The sequence below is a fragment of the Arthrobacter sp. 10T416 genome, from assembly GCF_056394165.1.
Genome location: NZ_JBFTHI010000003.1, coordinates 91571 through 110679, shown reverse-complemented (window position 1 = coordinate 110679; position 19109 = coordinate 91571). Strand labels below are relative to the sequence as shown.

Below are 19109 nucleotides of genomic sequence, written 5' to 3'. Positions count from 1 at the left end.
GCTACTTTCGTGTTGTTGCCGCGCCCGCCGCGTTGGCGGGCCAGTGCAGCGGCAGGTTCATGGCGCCTGCGGAGGAACCGCCGTCGACGCGCAGGGTCTCGCCCGTGATCCATTCGGCCTCGGGTCCGGCCAGCCAGACGACGGCGCGGGCAATGTCGTCGGGTTCGCCGCGGCGCCCCAGCGGGTTGCCGGATACGGCGGCGGCGTATTCCTCCGTCACCGGGTTGGCGTCGCTGTTCACTGTCACGAAGCCGGGGGCGACGGCGTTCACGCGGATGCCGTGCGGCCCCAGCTCCAGGGCCGAGGCCCGGGTCGCCATTTCCAGCGCGGCCTTGGAGGTGGAGTACGGCGCGGCGCCGGGACGGGCCCGAAGGGCCGCGCCGGAGGAGATGTTGACCACGCTGGCGCCCCGTCCCGCCTCGATGGCCCGCTGGGCGAGGGCAACGGTGGCCAGCAGGGGAGCGCGGGTGTTCAGGTTCTGCACCGCGTCCCAAGTGGCCGCGTCCAGGGAGAGGAAGGGCGTGGCCGGATAGATCCCGGCCGAGTTGACCAGGACGTCCACCGGAGCGTCGGCCCAGGCCCGGGCCACCACGTCCCCCGGCCCGGCGGGGGTTGCCAGGTCCGCCGCCAGGACCGTCGCGTCCTCCGCGCCGGCCGCCCGGCACTCCCCGGCCACGGCAGCCAGGGCCTCGGGATTGATGTCCACCAGCGTGATCCGGAAGCCAAGTCCCGCGAAGCGGTGCGCCACCTGGCGGCCGATACCGCTGCCTGCGCCGGTGATCAGTGCGTGCCGGCTCAATCGAGGGCCTTGCCTTTGGTCTCGGGCATGGTCAGGTACACGACGACGCCGATCGCCGCGGCGATCGCGCAGTAGAGCCAGACGAACCCGCCGTAGCCGCTGGTGTTCATCCAGGTGGTGATGTACGGGGCCGTTCCGCCGAAGATTGCTACCGCGAGGGCGTACGGCAGGCCGATGCCGGTGGCCCGGACCTCGGCGGGGAACTGCTCGGCCATGATGACGGCGCAGTTGGCGGAGTAGCCCAGGAGCAGGATGATGCCGATGATTTCGATGAGCAGCAGCATCCAGAAGTTGCCGTTCAGCAGGGCGAAGGCGGGCCAGGAGAAGAGCAGGAACCCGGCAGCGAAGGCCGTCATGGTGGGTTTGCGGCCGATCTTGTCAGACAGCAGGCCGGCGAAGGGGAGCAGGATCAGGAACAGGCCGACGGCGATGAAGTTCGCGAGGAGTGCCTGGCTCAGCGGGATGCCCGTTGAAACTGCCGCGTACGTGGGCATGTAGGAGACCCACATGTAGTAGAGCAGCGTGCCGGCGATGGTCACGCCGAATACGCGCAGGGTGGCCTTGGGGTGCTTGACGAACATGGTGAAGACGGAGTTGCGGCGGGTTTCACCGGCGGCCTCGGAGCGGCTCTTGGAGTTGACGAACGATTCGGTTTCCTCAACCGAGGAGCGCAGCCACAGGCCCACCAGGCCCAGGAGTGCGGCGACGATGAAGGCCAGCCGCCAGCCCCAGTTGTCCAGGGCGTCCTTGGACAGGGTGCTGGTGATGATCGCGCCCATGCCGGAGGCGAGCAGGACGCCGGCGCCGACCGAAACCTGCTGCCAGGAGCCGGCGAAGGCGCGGCGGCGGGGTGCGGCGGATTCGACCAGGAAGGCCGAGGAGGAGCCGAATTCCCCGCCGGCGGCGAAGCCCTGGACCATACGGGCGATCACCAGGATGATCGGCGACAGGATGCCGACGGTGTCGTAGGTGGGGGCGATGCCGATCAGGGCGGTGGCCCCGGCCATCAGGCCGATGGTGAGGACCAGGCCCTTCTTCCGTCCGTGGTGGTCCGCGTAGGCGCCCATGATCGCGGCACCGACGGGCCGCATCACGAACCCGACGGCGAAAATGGCGAGCGTGGCCAGGAGGGCCGCGATGGGATCGCCCTTGGGGAAGAAGTGGTGGGCGAACACGGAGGAGAAGGTGGTGTAGACGGCCCAGTCCACCCACTCGACGGCGTTGCCGATGCTTCCGGCGACGATTGCCTTGCGCCCCTGGGGCGAGAGTTTGGTGGCGTGGACCTCGTCCACGGTCAGCTGCTGTGTCATGAGATGGTCGTCCTTGTGGTGAGCCGGGTGGCAACGTGCGCTGCCAGGTCGGCGTGGGTGGTGGTCCACACATCGTTGTGGGATCGGATGTGGTCCATAAGTTCTGCCAGGATCATCAGGCGGGACCGGTGCCCGATGATGTGGGGGTGCATGGTGAGCTGGAAGACTCCGCCTTCCGCGTAGGCCGCGTCGAACTCGTCCTTCCAGATCTCAAGGAGCTGGCGGGGCGGCATGTAGGGGCGCAGTCCGGTGAAGCGGTCCATCATCAGGTACGGTGCGTCGTCCCTGATCCACTCCACCGGGATCTCGACGATGCCCGTCTGGGCGCCGTCGGCCAGGATCTCGTAGGGTTCGTCGTCGGCCATCAACGATGAGTCGTAGATGAACCCCAGCTCGCGGATGACGTCGAGGGTGGAGTCGGAGAAGTCCCACGACGGGGTCCTGATGCCGACGGGCCGGATGCCGGCCTGGCGGTGCAGCACGTCGGTGGCCCGTCCCAGCAGATCGAGTTCCTGCTCGTGGGTGAGCAGCGTGTTCCGCTCGTGGATCCAGCCGTGCACGGCCACCTCGTGGCCTTGCTCCACGTAGGTGGGGACTTCGTCGGGCCGCAGCAGCGCGCAGACGGCCGGGATGTAGAACGACGCCGGTGCCTCGTAGCGTCGGAGGAGGTCAAGGATGCGCGGCACCCCTGCCCGGGCGCCGTACTCTCCCTGCGCCATCCGCCCCGGCGAGGTTTCGCCGTCGCGCAACGAGGGCGTCTCGTGGTCCGAGTCGAAGGACAGCAGGACCGCGGCCTTAGCACCGCCTTTCCAGCGTTCCGCCGGATCGGGATGAATGAGGGACTGCCCGGCACGGACGCGGTTGACGTGGCCTCGCCACTCCGATTCGGGCCATTGCCACGACTGGGCGTTGTTCACAAGCGCTCCTTTGTTGTTCACGATGCGGGGGATCGACTGTTCTTTCCACGACGCCGGGGATCGACCGGCACCACAGCTTGGGGGTAGGCGCCTTCTGAGGGTGATCCAGCTCTCAAGTTACAAACGTAGGGCAGATCGTGTCGAAGAACAAGAGCTCATGGAAAAATCATTCAGAAAAGTTCAATCAAATGGTTTTTTCTTCTTTCAAACCTGTGGTTTGGCGGTACTCTAGAGTCATTACAGCGGCACACACGGACCGGCGGAGGCCACCATTTCACTCATCGACGAGACGGACCTGGACATCATTGCGGCCTTGCAGATCGCGCCCCGGGTTCCGGCCAACGCCCTGGCCGAAATTTTAGGTGTGCCCACCAGCACCATCACCCGCCGGCTCAACCGGTTGCAGAGCGAACGGCTTATGAAGGTGATCGGCCGCTACGCGTGGCCGCTGATCCTCTCCGGCAACCCGCAGCAGCTGTGGATCTGCTGCGAACCGGGCCGCTCTGCCAAGGTGGCGGAGCAGCTCAAGACCTTCCCTGAGGTCCAGTTCGTCATCACCACCTCAGGCACCGGCGACATTTACGCCGACGTGTTCCCGCTGCTGGGAACGGACATGAACGATCTGCTCAGCAACCAGATCCCCTCCCTGCCCGGGATCCGGTCGGTGGAGAGCCGGCTGATACTGGACTCGCGGCGCGTGGGCCAGAGCTGGCGGATCCAGCGCCTGTCCGCTGATCAGAATGATGCCCTGGCCGCGCACGTGGTGCCGGTCAACCTGCCGCCACTGAGTTCCATTGATGAACTCTCGGACCTGGAATTCGGCACCATGTGCGAGCTGGGACGCAACGCCAGGGCGTCTGCGGCCGAGGTGGCCCGGACCCTGAACGTGAGCAGTTCCTCGGCCTACCGCGCCATCCAGATGCTGCTGGGCACCGGGGCGATTTCACCCCGCGTGGAGGTGGAACCCTCAGCCGTGGGGTTCCCGCTCACGGCTGTGGTCTCGCTGCAGGTCAAGCCGAAATCGATTTCCCATGTGCTGGATGAGCTTGGCGGCCACGAATCGGCCCGTATGGTCACGATGGTGACGGGCCAGGCGCCCGTGGTCTTCCACGGCGTCTTCCGGGATCCGGGAAGCCTGGCCGACTTCATCACCAATGACATCGGTGCCCTTCCCGGCATCCAGTCGATGGACACCCGGGTGGCCATCGACGTCACGCGGCGCTACTGGATGGACCGGAACGGCCCGTTCATCGGCGACCAGGTGGAGGGACTGCTGAGGAGGTAGGGGCCGGGGGCGTTGCCGGGGTGCGCGGTCGACGGCGGCGATGTGCAGGCGTTCATCCAGTACTCGCGGCAGTTCACCCAGCCGCTGGCCCAGCTGGGCTCGATGGCGAACCTGCTGCAGTCCGGGGTAGCGTCCGCCGAGCGGGTGTTCGAGCTGCTGGACACCGACGAGCAGCTCTCCGACCCGGATGTGCCGCTGAAGCCGGAGACGACGCGCGGGCGGCTGGTGTTCGAGGACGTGTCCTTCGCGTACTCGCCGGACAAGCCACTGATCTCTAACCTGTCGCTGGTGGCCGAGCCCGGGCAGACCGTGGAGATCGTGGGCCCCACCGGGGCGGGCAAGACCACGCCACCCTCGACGGCGTGGATGTGGCGTTGATGTCGCGGCACGGGCTGCGCTCGCGGATGGGCATGGTGCTGCAGGATACGTGGCTGTTCGGCGGGACTATCCGGGACAACATCGCCTACGGCCGGCCCGGTGCGTCCGAGGAGCAGATTCTGGAGGCGGCGAAGGCGACGTATGTGGACCGGTTTGTGAAGTCCCTGCCGCAGGGTTATGACACGGTGCTCGACGACGAGGGCGGCAACGTCTCGGCGGGGGAGAAGCAGCTGTTGACCATCGCGCGGGCGTTCTTGGCCCGGCCGTCGGTGCTGATTCTGGACGAGGCGACCTCGTCGGTGGATACGCGGACCGAGGTGCTGGTGCAGAAGGCGATGAGCGCACTGGGGTCGGACCGGACGTCGTTCGTCATCGCGCACCGGCTCTCCACCATCCGCGACGTCGACCTCATCCTGGTGTTGGAGGCCGGCTAGATCGTGGAGCAGGGAAACCGCTTCGCTGCTGGAGGCCGGCGGTGCGTACGCGCGGCTGTACGAGGCCCAGTTCGCGGCGCCGGTGGCGGAGGTTTAAGGGGCCAGCCCGTATCGGATACTGTCGAGGTTGCTGAGCAAAGCTTGGTTTCGCTTGGAACGTCGCAAAGCAGACCTGAAAGCTCGCAGGTCGTCAAAGCGGTCCGTCCGCCACATATTTACTTTTCCTAGAGCGACTAGTTGATGGTGCCAATCGGGGCCCTCATCTACTCGTCCCACGGACAGGTCAAAGTTTGATGGTGCATGACGGTGCTTATCCGCAGGGGGCAACGGGGAGTGTCGATCCCAACCCCGACACACCAGACTGGCACAATAGCCCCATGAATAAGACTGCCTTGGCGCTGGTGAGCGCATCGGCGACCCGTGTGCTTGGAGAATATAACCACTCGTTCTCCATTGGGTCTAAGGATGACTTCGTGATCATTTACGGGCCCAACGGCGTTGGAAAGACACGATTCCTCGAGATTGTTGACGCGCTGACTCGGCTCAGCGGATTTGCACTATCTCAACTTCCATTTGAATCTGCGACGTTAACGTACTCGGACGGTTCTGAGCTATCAGCTGTGCGGCATCCAGCGCATATGGATTCCGGCGAAGAAATGGGCGAGCCCCCTTTGTCTGTTCGGTTTACCCTGCGTAGGCCCAAGAAGGATCTAGTCACCTGGGACCATAAAGATGACGGCTTCGAGGACTGGGTTCGCAAACACCTTCCCTACCAGCAGGTCTCAGAATTTACCTGGGAGGATCCCTCAGACGGTGAACTGGTGCACACCGAGCAGTTGCGGCGGCGGTTCCGGAACGTGTCCAAGGATCGGAAGCTTGGTCGAATTGAGTTGCCCGATGAGCTCGCGAGCTTTGTAGCTGCTGTCCCAAGCTTTCTCATTGAGACGCAGCGACTCCGAATAGAACAGCTGAAAGCACCGACTCCCCAGTCGCGGTTCAGTTCCGGGGGCAGTTCTGATCGGTCTCGTTCTCGGATTACGGAGCAAGCGGAGAAGATCCGAAGCCTCGTAAATGGCGCTCAAACTGAGCACTCGAGAATCACTCAACAACTTGACCGCACATTTCCAAACAGGGTGCTAGGGGCGACCTCCAGTGAGTTGGACTTAAACTCCGATTCCATTCGCGCCCGTTACAACGAGCAGAACGATTTCCGCAGTCGACTCGGTCGGGTTGCCTCTGTGGCTTTGGATGACGAGCTTTCCTTGCCGGAGGGGCAGCTTGAGGGATGGGCCCTCAAGCTGCTCAATCTCTACCTTAATGACGCGGACCAAAAACTAGCGCCCTTCGAAGGGCTGCTCAAAAAGATCGAACTTCTCGAGCAGATTATCAATGATCGATTACTCAACAAACATCTCCAGGTCACTGACGGGGAAGGACTCTCTGTTCGCCATTCGCTCACGAAACGACCTATCGCCCTAGATTCTCTTTCATCTGGAGAGCAGCATGTAATTATCTTGATGATCGATCTCCTCTTCAACGTGCCCAGCGGCGCGATTGTCCTGATCGATGAGCCGGAAATTTCACTCCACATAGTTTGGCAACTGAGTTTCATCCCTGATGTCAAGCGCATAGCTGAGCTGGCCGGGTTTCGTTTTGTTGTTGCAACGCATTCTCCGCAAATCATCAATGATGAATGGGATCGTGCCATCCGCCTCGGACCGCGCGAGGTTGCGTTTTTGTGAAGGAGTACCTAAACGAAAACACCCTATTTGCGACCGTCGCGATGTACATCAAAGAAAGCAACTCTCTATTGCTTGTGGTTGAAGGAGACGACGATCATCTTGCGCTGAAAGCGCACTGTTCAACAGACCTCAGCCTCATGGCGGGACTAGGGGGTCGAGAGCAAGTCCTGCGGGCGGCTGCGCTTGCAAAAGAGCGCAATATAGGGGGGGTCCGCTTCCTCGTTGATCGCGACTACGACAGTTTTACTGGTTCGAAGGCTACGGAATTGGATAATGTCCTCGTGAGCACGCGTCACGATATATTCATGGACCTTGTCACCAACGATCCGACGATCCTTCGACGGGTAATTGAAGTTCACACTGCCCCTGCGCGCAGGCGTCCGAATAATCCTCATTGGGGGGTGCCGGAGCCTCACGTTATTGAAGAAGAAGCGCGGTCCCTGGCCACTCTTCTGGCGGCGGTTCGGATTGTCAACGCGCGGCGTGGTCTCGATCTTGATTTCAAGCGGTTTTCATTTTTTAATTTGACGGTGAGTCAATTCGAAGTCGACGTGATTGCCAATATGCTGCTAACTCGCTCAGGATACGATGCTGACTCCCTTGCGGAGGTGATTTCTCAGTCCTCGATAGTACATGCAGAGATTGCTCAGCATTCGGAACCGCCGGTTGGAGATCATGATCTGTTTTCAGCACTAGCTAGAGTTCTACGAAAATTCGACGTCTCAATTAGTGACCAAATTCTTCAGAGATCTTTTATTCTAGGCATCTCATGCTTGTCACTAATGGCTGCCGACTGGTTCGATAAGGTTCAAAAGTGGTGCGCAATGAATAGCCGTGCGGGCTTTAAGTGTAATGTTTCCCCGATCACTGTCATCTGACCAAGGATAGGTATGTTAGTCGTGGTGCCCGCCTCGATCGGTGCCCGCAAAAAACTAGCCGTCAAACCAGCGGCCACGGGTAGCGCAGGCCCGTCCGGTCCACCGGCAGGACGCCGGAGGCCAGTTGGCGCCGGACCCGGTGCTGCAGGGCGGCCACCTCGTCCTGGTCCAGGAGGTCGGCCACCTCGGGAGGGACGGCTCCGGCGAGTGGGGCGAGGTCCGCCAGCAGTGCGTCGGGGACTGGGTCGCCGGCGAAGTCCCAGATGACGGTGCGCAGTTTGAACGCGGCGGAGAAGCAGAGCCCGTGGTCGATGCCCCAGATCCGGCCGTCACCGCCGCGGAGTACGTGGCCGCTCTTGCGGTCGGTGTTGTTGGCGATGTAGTCGAACAGGGCGATCCGGGCCAGGTCGGCGTGGGTTTCGGGGGCGTCCTCGAACAGGGTGAAGTAGTGCTCCTCGAAGTCGCATTCGATGAACCACTGCAGCGACCCGACGCCCAGTGGCGCATCCTCCCGGATGACAGTGACCGGAACGAAACCCCAGCCCAGCGACTCGCTGAGCAGGTAGGCGGCGCGTTCGCGTTTGTAGAGTCCGGGCTCGAAGTCAGAGAGCGGCCGTTCGCCGGATTCGGGCTTGTAGACCGCGTACCCTACGTCCCCGCCGCAGGTGAGCTGGACGAAGAACGTCTGGTTGCTGCTGCGCGGAATGAGCCCGAGCAGCTCGATGCTGCCCTCGGTCAACAGGGCCAGTTCGCGCCCAGCCACAGTTCTAGCCCCGCCGCAGGAAATCGGTCACGGCGATCTCAGCCCGCTGAGCGGTTCCGACGTCGAATTCACCATCAGCACCGCAGGGTCCTGCCCCTCGACATAGGAGATGGCCGACACCGAGCCCGGGCTGATGAAGATCCGCTGAAAGAGGTCAAGCGGGGTGCCCAGGGCATGCGCCACCGCGGCCTTGATCGGATCGGCGTGCGAGAAACACACCACCACACCGCCGGGATGCGCGTCCCGCAGTGCCTCCGTCGCGGCGACGATCCGGGCCTGCATCTCCGGGAAGCTCTCGCCGTCCGGGAAACGGAACTCGGACGGACTATGCTGCACGGTCTGCCACTCGGGCAATGCCGCCAGGTCCGCGATCGCGGCGCCGGTCCAGCCGCCGAAATCGCACTCCAGCAGCCCGTCGTCGGACGTTACCGCCAGTCCGGTGCGGACCGCCGTCGGCTCCGCCGTCTCGCGGGCGCGCTCCAGCGGTGAGGAATAGAGGGCGTCCACCGTCAACCCCGAGAGCCGTTCCGCGACCCGTTCGGCCTGCTCCCGGCCGTGGCCGGACAGATGCAGCCCCGGCGCCCGGCCCGGCAGGACGGTGCCGGTGGTGGGCGTCTGCCCGTGGCGCACCAGCAGCACAAGCGTGCCCGGATGCCCCGGTGCGGGGTCGGGGGTGGATTCGATTGCCGGTGCTGGAGCCATCAGCATCCAGCCTAATTCCGCGATGGGTCCGGCCAGCAGGAATCTGGAAATTTTCCTCGATTCCCTGCCCGGTGCAGGTCTACGGTGGAGGAGTGAGTGACCGCCCCGAAATCTTCACTGTTGGTGAGCTGCGTGCCTCCGGCCACGTGCTCAAGGACCTGCGCCGCGAGATCCGCGACAACCTCTTGGCCGCGCTCGCGGCCGGCCGCGACCCGTGGCCCGGGATGTACGGTTTCAGCCGGACCGTCCTGCCCCAGCTCGAACGCGCCTTGCTCGCTGGGCACGACGTCGTCCTGCTCGGCGAACGGGGGCAGGGCAAAACCCGGCTCCTGCGCACCCTCGCGGGGCTCCTGGACGAGTGGTCGCCGGTGATCGAGGACTCGGAGCTGAACGAACACCCGTACGAGCCAATCACCGAACACTCCCGTGCCCGCGCCCTCACCGACGGGGACCGGCTGCGGATCGCGTGGCGGCACCGCTCCGAGCGGTACGTCGAGAAGCTCGCGACGCCGGACACCTCCGTGGCGGACCTGATCGGCGACGTCGACCCCATGCGCGTGGCCGAGGGCCGCCGCCTGGGCGACCCGGAGACCATCCACTACGGCCTGTTCCCACGCTCCAACCGCGGCATCATCGCCATCAACGAACTCCCGGACCTCGCCGAACGGATCCAGGTCTCCATGCTCAACGTGATGGAGGAACGCGACATCCAGATCCGCGGCTACGTGCTGCGGCTGCCGCTGGACGTGCTGGTGGTCGCCTCCGCGAACCCGGAGGATTACACCAACCGCGGCCGGATCATCACCCCGCTGCGGGACCGGTTCGGCGCCGAGATCCGCACCCACTACCCGATCGAGCTCGACGACGAGGTAGCCGTCATCGAACAGGAAGGTCACCTCGTTGCGGGCGTCCCGCCCGTCATCCTTGAGATCCTGGCCCGCTACACGCGGGCGCTCCGCCAATCCCCGGCGATTAACCAGACCTCCGGGGTATCCGCCAGGTTCGCGATCGCCGGCGCCGAAACCGTTGCCGCCGCGGCCCTCCGCCGCGCCAGCGTGCGCGGAGAGGACAACGCCGTAGCCCGGATTATCGACCTCGACTCCGCTGTGGACGTCCTGGCCGGCAAGATCGAGTTCGAGTCCGGCGAGGAGGGCCGGGAACAGGACATCCTGGACCACCTCCTGCGCATGGCCACAGCCGAGGCCGTCCGCGCCCACTTCCACGGCCTTGACCTGGGACCGCTGGTGGCCGCGCTGGACGGCTCCGCCACCGTAACAACCGGCGAACTCGTCACGGCCAAGGAGTTCCTGGCCGGCCTGCCGTCCCTCGACGGCTCCAGTCTCTATGACGACATCAGTGAGCGCCTGGGCGCCGAAAACGACGGGCAACGCGCCGCCGCCGTCGAACTGGCGCTCGAAGGCCTCTACCTCGCCCGGCGGATCTCCAAGGATTCCGACGACGAGGCGACCATCTACGGCTAGTGCTGGCCTGAACCACGGGAGGCGAGATGAGCGTTCACAACCGGTCCCGGTACGGGCGGTACGCCGGCGGTCCCGATCCGCTGGCACCGCCGGTGGACCTGGCCGAGGCGCTCGACGCCGTCGCCGAGGACGTAATGGCCGGCTACTCGCCCCGGCAGGCCCTGCAGGAGTACCTGCGGCGCGGCGGCCGAAACCGGGAGGGGCTGGACGATCTCGCCCGCCGGGTCCAACAGCGGAGGAAGGACCTGCTGGGCCGGCACAAGCTGGACGGCACGCTGAACGAGGTCCAGAAACTGCTGGAGACCGCGGTGCTGGAGGAGCGCAAGCAGCTTGCCCGCGACGTCCGGATGGACGACACGGACCGCGCCTTCCGCGAGATGCAGCTGCAGAACCTGCCACAGTCGACGGCCGCGGCGGTCAACGAACTCGCCTCCTACGACTGGCAGTCCAGCACCGCGCGGGACGCCTACGAGCAGATCAAGGACCTGCTGGGCCGCGAGATCCTCGACCAGCGCTTCGCCGGAATGAAGCAGGCGCTCGAGGGCGCCACCGAGGAGGACCGCGCCGCCGTCGCCGAGATGCTGGGTGACCTCAACGAGCTGCTCGACAAGCACCGCCGCGGCGAGGATACGGACGCGGACTTCCAGGACTTCATGGGCAAGCACGGCGAGTTCTTCCCGGAGAACCCGCAGTCGGTCGAGGAACTGATCGACGCGCTCGCCCAGCGCGCGGCCGCCGCCCAGCGGATGCTGCGCTCCATGTCCGCCGAGCAGCGCGAGGAACTTATGCAGCTCTCCGCCCAGGCGTTCGGCTCACCGGAGCTTATGGCACAGCTGGGCCAACTCGACGCGAACCTGCAGGCCCTGCGCCCCGGCGAGGACTGGTCCGGCTCCGAACGCTTCGAGGGCGAGGAGGGGCTGGGGCTCGGCGACGGCACCGGCGTGCTGCAGGACCTGGCCGAGCTGGACGAACTCGCCGAGCAGCTCTCCCAGTCCTACAACGGCTCCCGCCTGGACGACGTCGACCTCGATGCCCTGTCCCGCCAGCTGGGCCGGGACGCAGCCGTCTCGGCGAGGACGCTCGCGGAGATCGAGAAGGCCATGCACGACGGCGGTTTCCTGCGGCGCGGTGCCGACGGCGGCCTGAGCCTGTCCCCGCAGGCCATGCGGCGGCTGGGGAGATCGTTGCTGCGGGATACCGCCAGGCAGCTCTCCGGCCGGCAGGGCCGCCGAGACACCCGGGTTGCCGGTGCCGCGGGGGAGCAGACAGGGTCCAGCAGGCCGTGGGAGTTCGGCGACGGGGAGCCCTGGGATGTCACCCGGACCATCACCAACGCCATCCGCCGGACCATTGCCGACGGCGGCGACCCGCGCCACGGGCTGCGGCTTGCCGTGGACGACATCGAGGTCACGGAAACGGAGGCCCGCACGCAGGCCGCCGTCGCCCTGCTGGTGGATGTCTCGTTTTCGATGGCGGCGGAGGGGCGCTGGGTGCCGATGAAACGCACCGCGCTGGCCCTGCACCACCTCGTGTCCACCCGGTTCCGCGGCGACCGGCTGCAGCTGATCAGCTTCGGCCGCTACGCCCAGTCCATGGACATCGGCGAGCTCACGGCCCTGCCGGCCCTCCGCGAACAGGGCACCAACCTGCACCACGGGCTACTGCTGGCCGGCCGGTTTTTCCGGCAGCATCCCGCAATGCAGCCGGTCCTGCTGGTGGTGACCGACGGCGAACCCACTGCGCACCTCGAGGCCGACGGCGAATCCTGGTTCAACTGGCCGCCGGACCCTGAGACCATCCGCGTGACAGTGGCCGAGCTCGACCGGCTGGGCCGCGCCGGCACCCAGGCGACGTTCTTCCGCCTGGGGAGCGACCCCGGCCTGGAGCGGTTCGTGGCCCGGATGGCCCGACGGATCGACGGCCGCGTCGTGGCCCCCGACGCCGGGGACCTGGGCGCCGCCGTGGTCGGGGAGTACCTCCGCGCGCACTTCCGCGGCCGGGCCTTCGGGGACGAGGACTGGGCTAGGTAGGGCACCCAAAGCCGGGCACACCGCCGCCGTCGGATATCCGCACAATTTTTGTCGGATCGGTGCAGAGTTGTTCGTAGCAATGGTGAGCGGCCGCCCAGGAGGGGCGCCCCGAACCGTAGGAGACGAGTTGCCATGCAGTTTTTGCTTTCCGTCATTCACGATCAGCGTGAGCTCGCCCCGTCGGATGAGATGGCTGCCATCGACGTGTTCAACGACCGGCTCCAGGCCGACGGTCACTGGGTCTTCGCCGGCGGCCTCGGTTTCCCCGACACCGCCACCGTCATCGACAACCGCGGCAAAGCGCCGGTTGTAACCGACGGCCCGTTTGTGGAGTCGAAGGAATACCTGGCCGGTTTCTGGATCATCGAGGCGCCCGACCTCGACGTCGCCCTGCAACTGGCAACCGAGGGGTCGAAGGCGTGCAACCGCAAGGTCGAGGTGCGCCCGTTCCTGTGAGTGGAAGCGACGTCGGAGGAGCGATCAACGAGGCCTACCGCGGGGAGTGGGGGCGGATCGTGGCCGCACTGGCGCGGCGGTTCGGCGACCTGGACCTCGCCGAGGAGGCTACGGCCGAGGCGTTTGCCACCGCCGTGGAGCGGTGGCCGTCCGACGGCGTGCCCGGCAACCCCGGCGCGTGGCTGACCACCACGGCCAAACGCAAAGCCATTGACCGGATCCGACGTGAAAACAAACGCGACAGCAAACATCTGGAGGCTCAGTTGATGTACGACGACGGCCCGCCTGAGCCCACCGGCGCCATCGACGACGACCGGCTCCGGCTGATCTTCACGTGCTGCCACCCCGCGCTGGCCATGCAGACCCGCGTGGCGCTGACCCTGCGGATGCTCGGCGGCCTGACCGTCCCGGAAATCGCGCGCGCCTTCCTGGTCCAGGAGGCCGCAATGGCGCAACGGATCACCCGGGCGAAGGCCAAGATCAAAGCCGCCCGCATCCCCTACCGCGTACCGTCGGTAACGGACCTCTCGGAGCGCGTCTCCGGGGTGCTGTCCGTGCTGTACCTGATCTTTAACGAGGGCTATCTGGCCTCCGACCCCGCGTCCGACCCCGTCCGTGCCGACCTGACCGCCGAGGCGATCCGGCTCACCCGCCTGGTCCGCGCCCTGCTGCCCGACGACGGCGAGGTGGCCGGCCTGCTGGCCCTGATGCTCCTCACCGAGGCCCGCCGGACCGCCCGGATTTCGGCCACCGGCGAGCTGGTCACCCTCGATGAGCAGGACCGGTTCGCGTGGGACGCGGACCTGATCGCCGAGGGCCACGGACTGGTCCGGGAGACCATGGCGGCCGGGACGGAGCCGGGTCCGTACCAGATCCTTGCGGCCATCAACGCCGTGCACACCTCGGCCCGGGATGTCCGCGACACCGACTGGTCACAGATCGTGGCCCTCTACGACCGGCTGGTGGCCCGCGACCCGTCGCCGGTCATCGCCCTGAACCGGGCCGTCGCCGTCGCCGAAATGGACGGCCCGGGGGTGGCGCTGGCCGCCGTCGACCGCCTGGAAAACGAACTGTCTGGCTATCACGCGTTCCATGCCACCCGCGCTGAACTGCTGCGGCGGCTGGGCCGCGCCGGGGAAGCCCGCCTGGCGTACGACCAAGCCATCGCGCTGGCCGGCAACTCCGCCGAGGCCGCCACGCTGAAGCGCCGCCGCGACCAGGTGCCCGCCCGGCCCTAAGCGGCAGGTTTACTTGGCGGCGTCGGCGAGCTGCTGGCGGAAGTCCGCCTCGGTGTTGAGCGTCAGCATCTTGCCGTTGAGGAAGAATGTCGGCGTTCCGGTCACTCCGAGGGAGCGGCCGTCCGCGACGTCCTTGCGGATCCGGTCGGCGGTGTTGTTGTCGGCCACCGCGGCGTCGTACTTGGCCAGATCTAGCCCGAGGTCCCGGGCGTAGGTGCGGAACAGGGGCGCCTGCGAGTCCTGCTTCCCGCCCCACTGCGTCTGGGTGTCGAACATCTTGGCGTACATCTGCCCGTACTTACCCTGCTGGGCGGCGGCTTCCACAGCCAGGGCCGCGGTTCCGGAGTTCCGGTGCCCGGGCAGCGGGAAGTAGCGGTTGACGAACGTGATCCGGTCCCCGAATTCCTTTTTCAGCTCTTCCACCAGCGGGTAGGCGGCGAGGCAGGATTCGCATTCGAAGTCCAGGAACTCCACCAGCTGGGCCTTCTCCGTGGCCGGGGCGGTGACGCGGTGGCTGTCGTCGCGGACCAGTTGCGCGTCGGCGGCCGGCTGCGCAGCGGGCGGAGCCGGTTTGGTGGCGCTGAAGACCGCGTACCAGACCAGGCCGCCGGCGACGATGATCCCAAGGAGGATCCAGAGGACCAGGCGGACCTTTTTCGCGGGGTCCGCCGGGGCGGTGGAGGGGTGTGCCATCAGTGGTGGATGCTTTCCTGGTCGCGGTGGGCGGCCGGTTCGATCTGGAAGGTGGAGTGTTCGACGCTGACATCGAAGTGCTTGGCCACGCAGTGCTGCAGGTCGGCCAGGATGGTCGCGGCGTGGCCGTCGGTCATGCAGGTGTCCTCCACGGTGACGTGCGCGGACAGGACGGCGGTGCCGGAGGCCACCAAAGAGGCATGGAGGTCGTGGACGTCGATCACGTGCGGCACGGCCAGGATGTGCTCGCGGACCTGGGCCATGTCGAGCCCTTGCGGGGCGTTTTCCATCAGCACGTTGACGGTGTCCCGCAGCAGTTTCAGGGTGCGCGGGATGATCAGGACACCGATCAGGAGGGACACGACGGCGTCGGCCTGGACCCAGCCGGTGACGGCGATGATGATTGCCGCCGCAATGACGGCCACCGACCCGAGGGCGTCATTGAGCACCTCCAGAAACGCGGCCTTCATGTTGAAGTTGTGGTTCCGTCCTGACGCCAGGACAACAAGGCCGACGGCGTTGCCGGCCAGGCCGATGATCCCGAACCAGAGCATGGTGGAGCCGCCCACCTCGGGTGGCTCGATGAGGCGGCGGATGCCCTCGACGATCACGAACGCGCCGACCCCGAGCAGCAGGGCGGCCTGCCCGGCCGCGGCGATGATCTCGGCCCGCTTGTAGCCCCAGGTCCGCTTGGTGGTGGCCGGCTTCAGTGCCAGCGAGGCGGCGATCAGGGCGATCAGGAGCCCGGTGGAGTCGGTGAACATGTGGCCGGCGTCCGCCAGGAGCGCGAGGCTGCCCGTGAGGAAGGACCCCACGATCTCCGCGATCATCACCGTGAAGGTGATGGCGAAGACCAGAATCAGTTTGCGCCGGTTGCCCTCCGCCGCCGCGCCGTGGTCGTGGCTGTGCCCGCTCATGCCTGGTTCCACGACTCGTCGGGTGCGCAGCAGGTCGGGTCCACGGCCAGCACCACTCCCAGCAGATCGCCGATCGCATGCCCCAGCCGTGCGTCGGCGAGCTCGTACCGGCTCCGCCGGCCGTCCGGAACAGCCACCACGAGGCCGCAGCCGCGAAGGCACGTCAGATGGTTGGAGATGCTTTGCCGGGACACGTCCAGGGCATCGGCCAGGCCGGATGGGTAGGCCGGTGCGTCCGCGAGGGCCAGCAGGATCCGTGCCCGGGTGGGGTCCGAGACGGCGAAGCCGAACCGCGCCAGGACCGGGGCATGGGTGAGGGTTTCCATGCCTACAAGGTACAGCCGCGGATGTATTCAGGCAATTCTGTATTACGGCATCAACGGCAACGGCCTCAGCGGCTGCTCACCTTGCCGAACAGCCTGGCAAGGGGCGCGAGCACGATCGGGCGGGCGGCGTACCAGCCGGCCGCCGTGACTGCGATGGCCGCCGCGAACAGCCAGAACCCGGCCCAATTCACGGCGTCGGTACCGGCGAACATGTGATTCAGGTTGCGCAGGGCGCCGGTGGCGAACACCAGGAAGACGTGGATGACGATAAACAGGACAAAGAACAGCATGGTGGGGAAGTGCAGGGCCCGGGCGGCCTCCACGGGGTAGACCCGGTTCAGCGTCTTGGCGTTCTTCGGCCAGAATTCGCTCATCCGGGCACCGGTGACCGCGGCGAGCGGGGCCGCGATGAACACAACGATGAAGTACATCAGCTGCTGCAGGCTGTTGTAATTGACCCACCCGTTCTCCACCGGCCAGTCCAGGGTCATGTACTGCAGGAGCGCTGACGCCGCGTTGGGAAACACTTCCCAGCTGGTCGGCACAATCCGCATCCAGTGCCCGGAGGCGAAGAGCAGCACCGCGAAAATCAGCCCGTTGGCCAGCCAAATGATGTCCAGCGACTGGTGCAGCCACAAGGTGATGCTGATCTTTTTGCCGCCACGTTTCGGGGTCCAGAACGCGGGCGGTTTCTGCTGGGTGCGCACCTGGTAGCCCGAACGGATGATGAGCACCATCAGGAAGATGTTCAGGAAGTGCGCCCACTGCGCCCACCACGGGAAGCCCGGTTCGGCGGCGTCCGGCAGCCGGTACTCGCCCGGGTACCTTTCGAGGAACGCCGGGACGCCGGGCAGGGTGGTCACGCCGCGGGCGGCCAGCACCAGAATCCCCGCGGCGGCCACCGCTCCGGCCGCGAGGAGCACCACGAGTTTGATCCACTGACCCAGGGTGCGGGAGCCGTAAAGCCGGGCCTCAGCCTTCGGTGGCGCTGGTTTTTGTCGTGAAGGTTTTTGGGGCGCTGGTTCGTGCGGCGCCGCCGAGGAAGCGGCCTGTGCCGCGGGTGCGGCCGGAGAAGCCTCGGGCGTCGGAGTGACTGGCGACGGCGGTGCGGGGGCTGCCGCCACTATGACCGGCGGCTCAGGTGCCGGCTCGGGTGCCGGCTCAGCTGTCGGCGCGGTCACTGGTGCGGCCTGCGCCGCGGGAGCGACGGCCGGTGCCGGCGCGGGACCGGCGGGCGGCCACGGCTCTCCGCCTGGCACACGCGGGAGTCCGCGGCGAAGCTGGCCGGCTCCCGCCGTCGCTGCAGCCGGGGGAGCCACGGTAACTGGTGACGTCGCCGTGTCCGTTTCGTTTGTGGCGGCGGGGGCAGGCGTGGGTTCCAGGGCACTGGCCGCGGCGGCTGGCGCGGCGGCCGCTCCGCCCGTCGGTTCCGGCGGTGCTGTGGGCCGTGCCGAGGCCACTGCCGGAACGTCGCCGGCGGGCGGCCAGGGCTCGCCGCCCGGCACACGGGGCAGGCCGCGGCGCAGCTTCCTTGATCCGCCGGCGCCCACTGGGGGAGCGGCCGCGGGGGCGGGGGCCCCAAACGCGGGGGCTTCAGGCGCGGGAACGGCCGGTGCCGGCGCTGCCGTCGTCGCCGGTGACGTTTCGGGGACCGCAGCCGGGGCTGCGGCCAGACGTGCGGGCGCTTCGCCGGCGGGCGGCCAGGGCTCGCCGCCCGGCACGCGCGGCAGGCCCCGCCGGAGGGACCGGGACTGGGTTGCCATCGCTACTTCTTCCGGGCCTCGAGGGCGCTGATCAGCTGGGGGACCACCTTGAAGAGGTCGCCCACCACGCCGTAGTCGGCGATGTCGAAGATGGGGGCGTCCGGGTCCTTGTTGATGGCGACGATCGTCTTCGCGGTCTGCATGCCGGCCCGGTGCTGGATCGCACCGGAAATCCCGAGCGCAATGTAGAGCTGCGAGGACACCGAAACCCCGGTCTGCCCCACCTGGTGCGCCTGGGGGATGTAACCCGCGTCCACCGCGGCCCGCGAGGCTCCGATCGCGGCGCCCAGGGTGTCGGCCAGCTGCTCCACGAGGGCGAACTGCTCCACCGAGCCGAGGCCGCGGCCGCCGGCAACCACCTTTGCGGCCCCGCGCAGTTCGGGCCGTGAGGTGGCGGCGACCGCTTCCTCGAACGAGTCAATGCGGGCGGACGGCTTCCCGGAGGCCGGCACCTCCAGGGTCTCCGACGCCGGCGGCTGGGCCGTGGCACGTGCGTCGATCGCACCCTGCCGGACCGTGATGACCGGCGCCCCGAACGTGGCAGTGGACGTTACGTTGTAGGCGCCGCCGTAGACCGAATGATGCGCCACCACGCCCTCCTCGTCGCGGGCCACCCCGACGGCGTCGGCCGACACGGCGGCACGGGTGCGGGCGGCGTACCGGCCGGCCAGGTCACGTCCGTTCAGGGAATGCGAGATCAGGATGGCATCCGGGCCCGTCCGCTCCACGGCGGCGGCCAGCGCGTCCACGGCCGGCGTCCCCAGGGCGGCGGGGTCCGGGGTCTCAGCGATCAGGACGTGCGCGGCGCCGAGGCCCGCGGCTTCGGCGGCGGCGGCGCTCCCGGTACCGGGAGCGGCCAGGACCAGGGCAACCGGTGTGCCGGCCGACGCGGCTGCGCCGAGGAGTCCGGGGGCCGCCTTCTCCAGTTCGCCGGAGGGCCCGGCTTCGACGACAACGAGGATTGCATCACTCGGGAAATCAGTCATGTCCGTGCTCC

17 protein-coding genes and 1 pseudogene are annotated in these 19109 nt (G+C 66.9%); 8 read left to right on the top strand and 10 right to left on the bottom strand.

Annotated features, from left to right (window positions below):
- Window position 1: 1 nt before the first annotated feature.
- The 3 genes from AC1DBE_RS05665 to AC1DBE_RS05655 are packed head-to-tail and all read right to left on the bottom strand — an operon-like array spanning window position 2 to window position 3026.
- On the bottom strand, window positions 2–799 hold the full coding sequence (locus AC1DBE_RS05665; RefSeq protein WP_476969890.1) for an SDR family NAD(P)-dependent oxidoreductase: 798 nt from the start codon (window positions 797–799) through the stop codon (window positions 2–4).
- The gene (locus AC1DBE_RS05660) at window positions 796–2109 is read right to left on the bottom strand and encodes an MFS transporter (RefSeq protein WP_476969889.1); all 1314 of its coding nucleotides are present in this window, start codon (window positions 2107–2109) and stop codon (window positions 796–798) included. Before AC1DBE_RS05660 ends, AC1DBE_RS05665 begins: the two co-directional genes overlap by 4 nt.
- Window positions 2106–3026 carry a polysaccharide deacetylase family protein gene (locus tag AC1DBE_RS05655; RefSeq protein ID WP_476969888.1) on the bottom strand — a complete coding sequence of 307 codons (921 nt, stop codon included), beginning with the start codon at window positions 3024–3026 and terminating at the stop codon, window positions 2106–2108. Before AC1DBE_RS05655 ends, AC1DBE_RS05660 begins: the two co-directional genes overlap by 4 nt.
- A gap of 271 nt (window positions 3027–3297) precedes the next feature.
- Between AC1DBE_RS05655 and AC1DBE_RS05650 the strand changes: the two genes are divergently transcribed.
- The 4 genes and pseudogenes from AC1DBE_RS05650 to AC1DBE_RS05635 all read left to right on the top strand — a co-directional run bounded on the left by AC1DBE_RS05650 (window position 3298) and on the right by AC1DBE_RS05635 (window position 7743).
- Entirely contained in the window at window positions 3298–4311 is a 1014-nt protein-coding gene (locus tag AC1DBE_RS05650; RefSeq protein WP_476969971.1) for an Lrp/AsnC family transcriptional regulator, read from the top strand.
- A 24-nt stretch (window positions 4312–4335) separates the two neighbouring features.
- A pseudogene (locus tag AC1DBE_RS05645) lies at window positions 4336–5220 on the top strand (ABC transporter ATP-binding protein); the annotation flags it as partial.
- Between the two features lie 280 nt (window positions 5221–5500).
- Window positions 5501–6865 (top strand): AAA family ATPase, encoded by a 1365-nt coding sequence (locus AC1DBE_RS05640; RefSeq protein WP_476969887.1) that lies wholly within the window; start codon window positions 5501–5503, stop codon window positions 6863–6865.
- Complete coding sequence (locus tag AC1DBE_RS05635; protein ID WP_476969886.1) at window positions 6862–7743, top strand: hypothetical protein; 882 nt, start codon at window positions 6862–6864, stop codon at window positions 7741–7743. Before AC1DBE_RS05640 ends, AC1DBE_RS05635 begins: the two co-directional genes overlap by 4 nt.
- 61 nt (window positions 7744–7804) lie before the next feature.
- Here AC1DBE_RS05635 and AC1DBE_RS05630 read toward each other — a convergent pair whose 3' ends face one another.
- Entirely contained in the window at window positions 7805–8506 is a 702-nt protein-coding gene (locus AC1DBE_RS05630; RefSeq protein ID WP_476969885.1) for an SCO1664 family protein, read from the bottom strand.
- A gap of 27 nt (window positions 8507–8533) precedes the next feature.
- A complete protein-coding gene (locus tag AC1DBE_RS05625; RefSeq protein WP_476969884.1) occupies window positions 8534–9208 on the bottom strand; it encodes an MSMEG_4193 family putative phosphomutase in 675 nt (224 codons plus the stop codon).
- Between the two features lie 92 nt (window positions 9209–9300).
- On the opposite strand from AC1DBE_RS05625, the gene AC1DBE_RS05620 reads away from it, so the two are divergent.
- From AC1DBE_RS05620 to AC1DBE_RS05605, 4 genes are all read left to right on the top strand, one after another.
- Window positions 9301–10689, top strand: coding sequence for a sigma 54-interacting transcriptional regulator (locus tag AC1DBE_RS05620; protein ID WP_476969883.1), 1389 nt, complete (start codon window positions 9301–9303; stop codon window positions 10687–10689).
- A gap of 26 nt (window positions 10690–10715) precedes the next feature.
- Window positions 10716–12719: a vWA domain-containing protein gene (locus tag AC1DBE_RS05615; protein WP_476969882.1), complete on the top strand. Its 2004-nt coding sequence runs from the start codon at window positions 10716–10718 to the stop codon at window positions 12717–12719.
- Between the two features lie 132 nt (window positions 12720–12851).
- Entirely contained in the window at window positions 12852–13175 is a 324-nt protein-coding gene (locus AC1DBE_RS05610; protein WP_476969881.1) for a YciI family protein, read from the top strand.
- Window positions 13172–14413, top strand: a complete 1242-nt coding sequence (locus AC1DBE_RS05605) for an RNA polymerase sigma factor (RefSeq protein WP_476969880.1) — start codon at window positions 13172–13174, stop codon at window positions 14411–14413. The genes AC1DBE_RS05610 and AC1DBE_RS05605 overlap by 4 nt, the downstream gene beginning before the upstream one ends.
- A gap of 9 nt (window positions 14414–14422) precedes the next feature.
- Here AC1DBE_RS05605 and AC1DBE_RS05600 read toward each other — a convergent pair whose 3' ends face one another.
- From AC1DBE_RS05600 to AC1DBE_RS05580, 5 genes are all read right to left on the bottom strand, one after another.
- Window positions 14423–15106, bottom strand: a complete 684-nt coding sequence (locus AC1DBE_RS05600) for a DsbA family protein (RefSeq protein WP_476969879.1) — start codon at window positions 15104–15106, stop codon at window positions 14423–14425.
- Complete coding sequence (locus AC1DBE_RS05595) at window positions 15106–16023, bottom strand: cation diffusion facilitator family transporter (protein WP_476969878.1); 918 nt, start codon at window positions 16021–16023, stop codon at window positions 15106–15108. The genes AC1DBE_RS05600 and AC1DBE_RS05595 overlap by 1 nt, the downstream gene beginning before the upstream one ends.
- A complete protein-coding gene (locus AC1DBE_RS05590; protein ID WP_476969877.1) occupies window positions 16020–16349 on the bottom strand; it encodes an ArsR/SmtB family transcription factor in 330 nt (109 codons plus the stop codon). Before AC1DBE_RS05590 ends, AC1DBE_RS05595 begins: the two co-directional genes overlap by 4 nt.
- A gap of 65 nt (window positions 16350–16414) precedes the next feature.
- Window positions 16415–17275 carry a cytochrome b/b6 domain-containing protein gene (locus tag AC1DBE_RS05585; protein WP_476969876.1) on the bottom strand — a complete coding sequence of 287 codons (861 nt, stop codon included), beginning with the start codon at window positions 17273–17275 and terminating at the stop codon, window positions 16415–16417.
- Window positions 17276–18114: 839 nt separating this feature from the next.
- A complete protein-coding gene (locus AC1DBE_RS05580) occupies window positions 18115–19098 on the bottom strand; it encodes an electron transfer flavoprotein subunit alpha/FixB family protein (protein WP_476969875.1) in 984 nt (327 codons plus the stop codon).
- Window positions 19099–19109 lie beyond the last annotated feature (11 nt).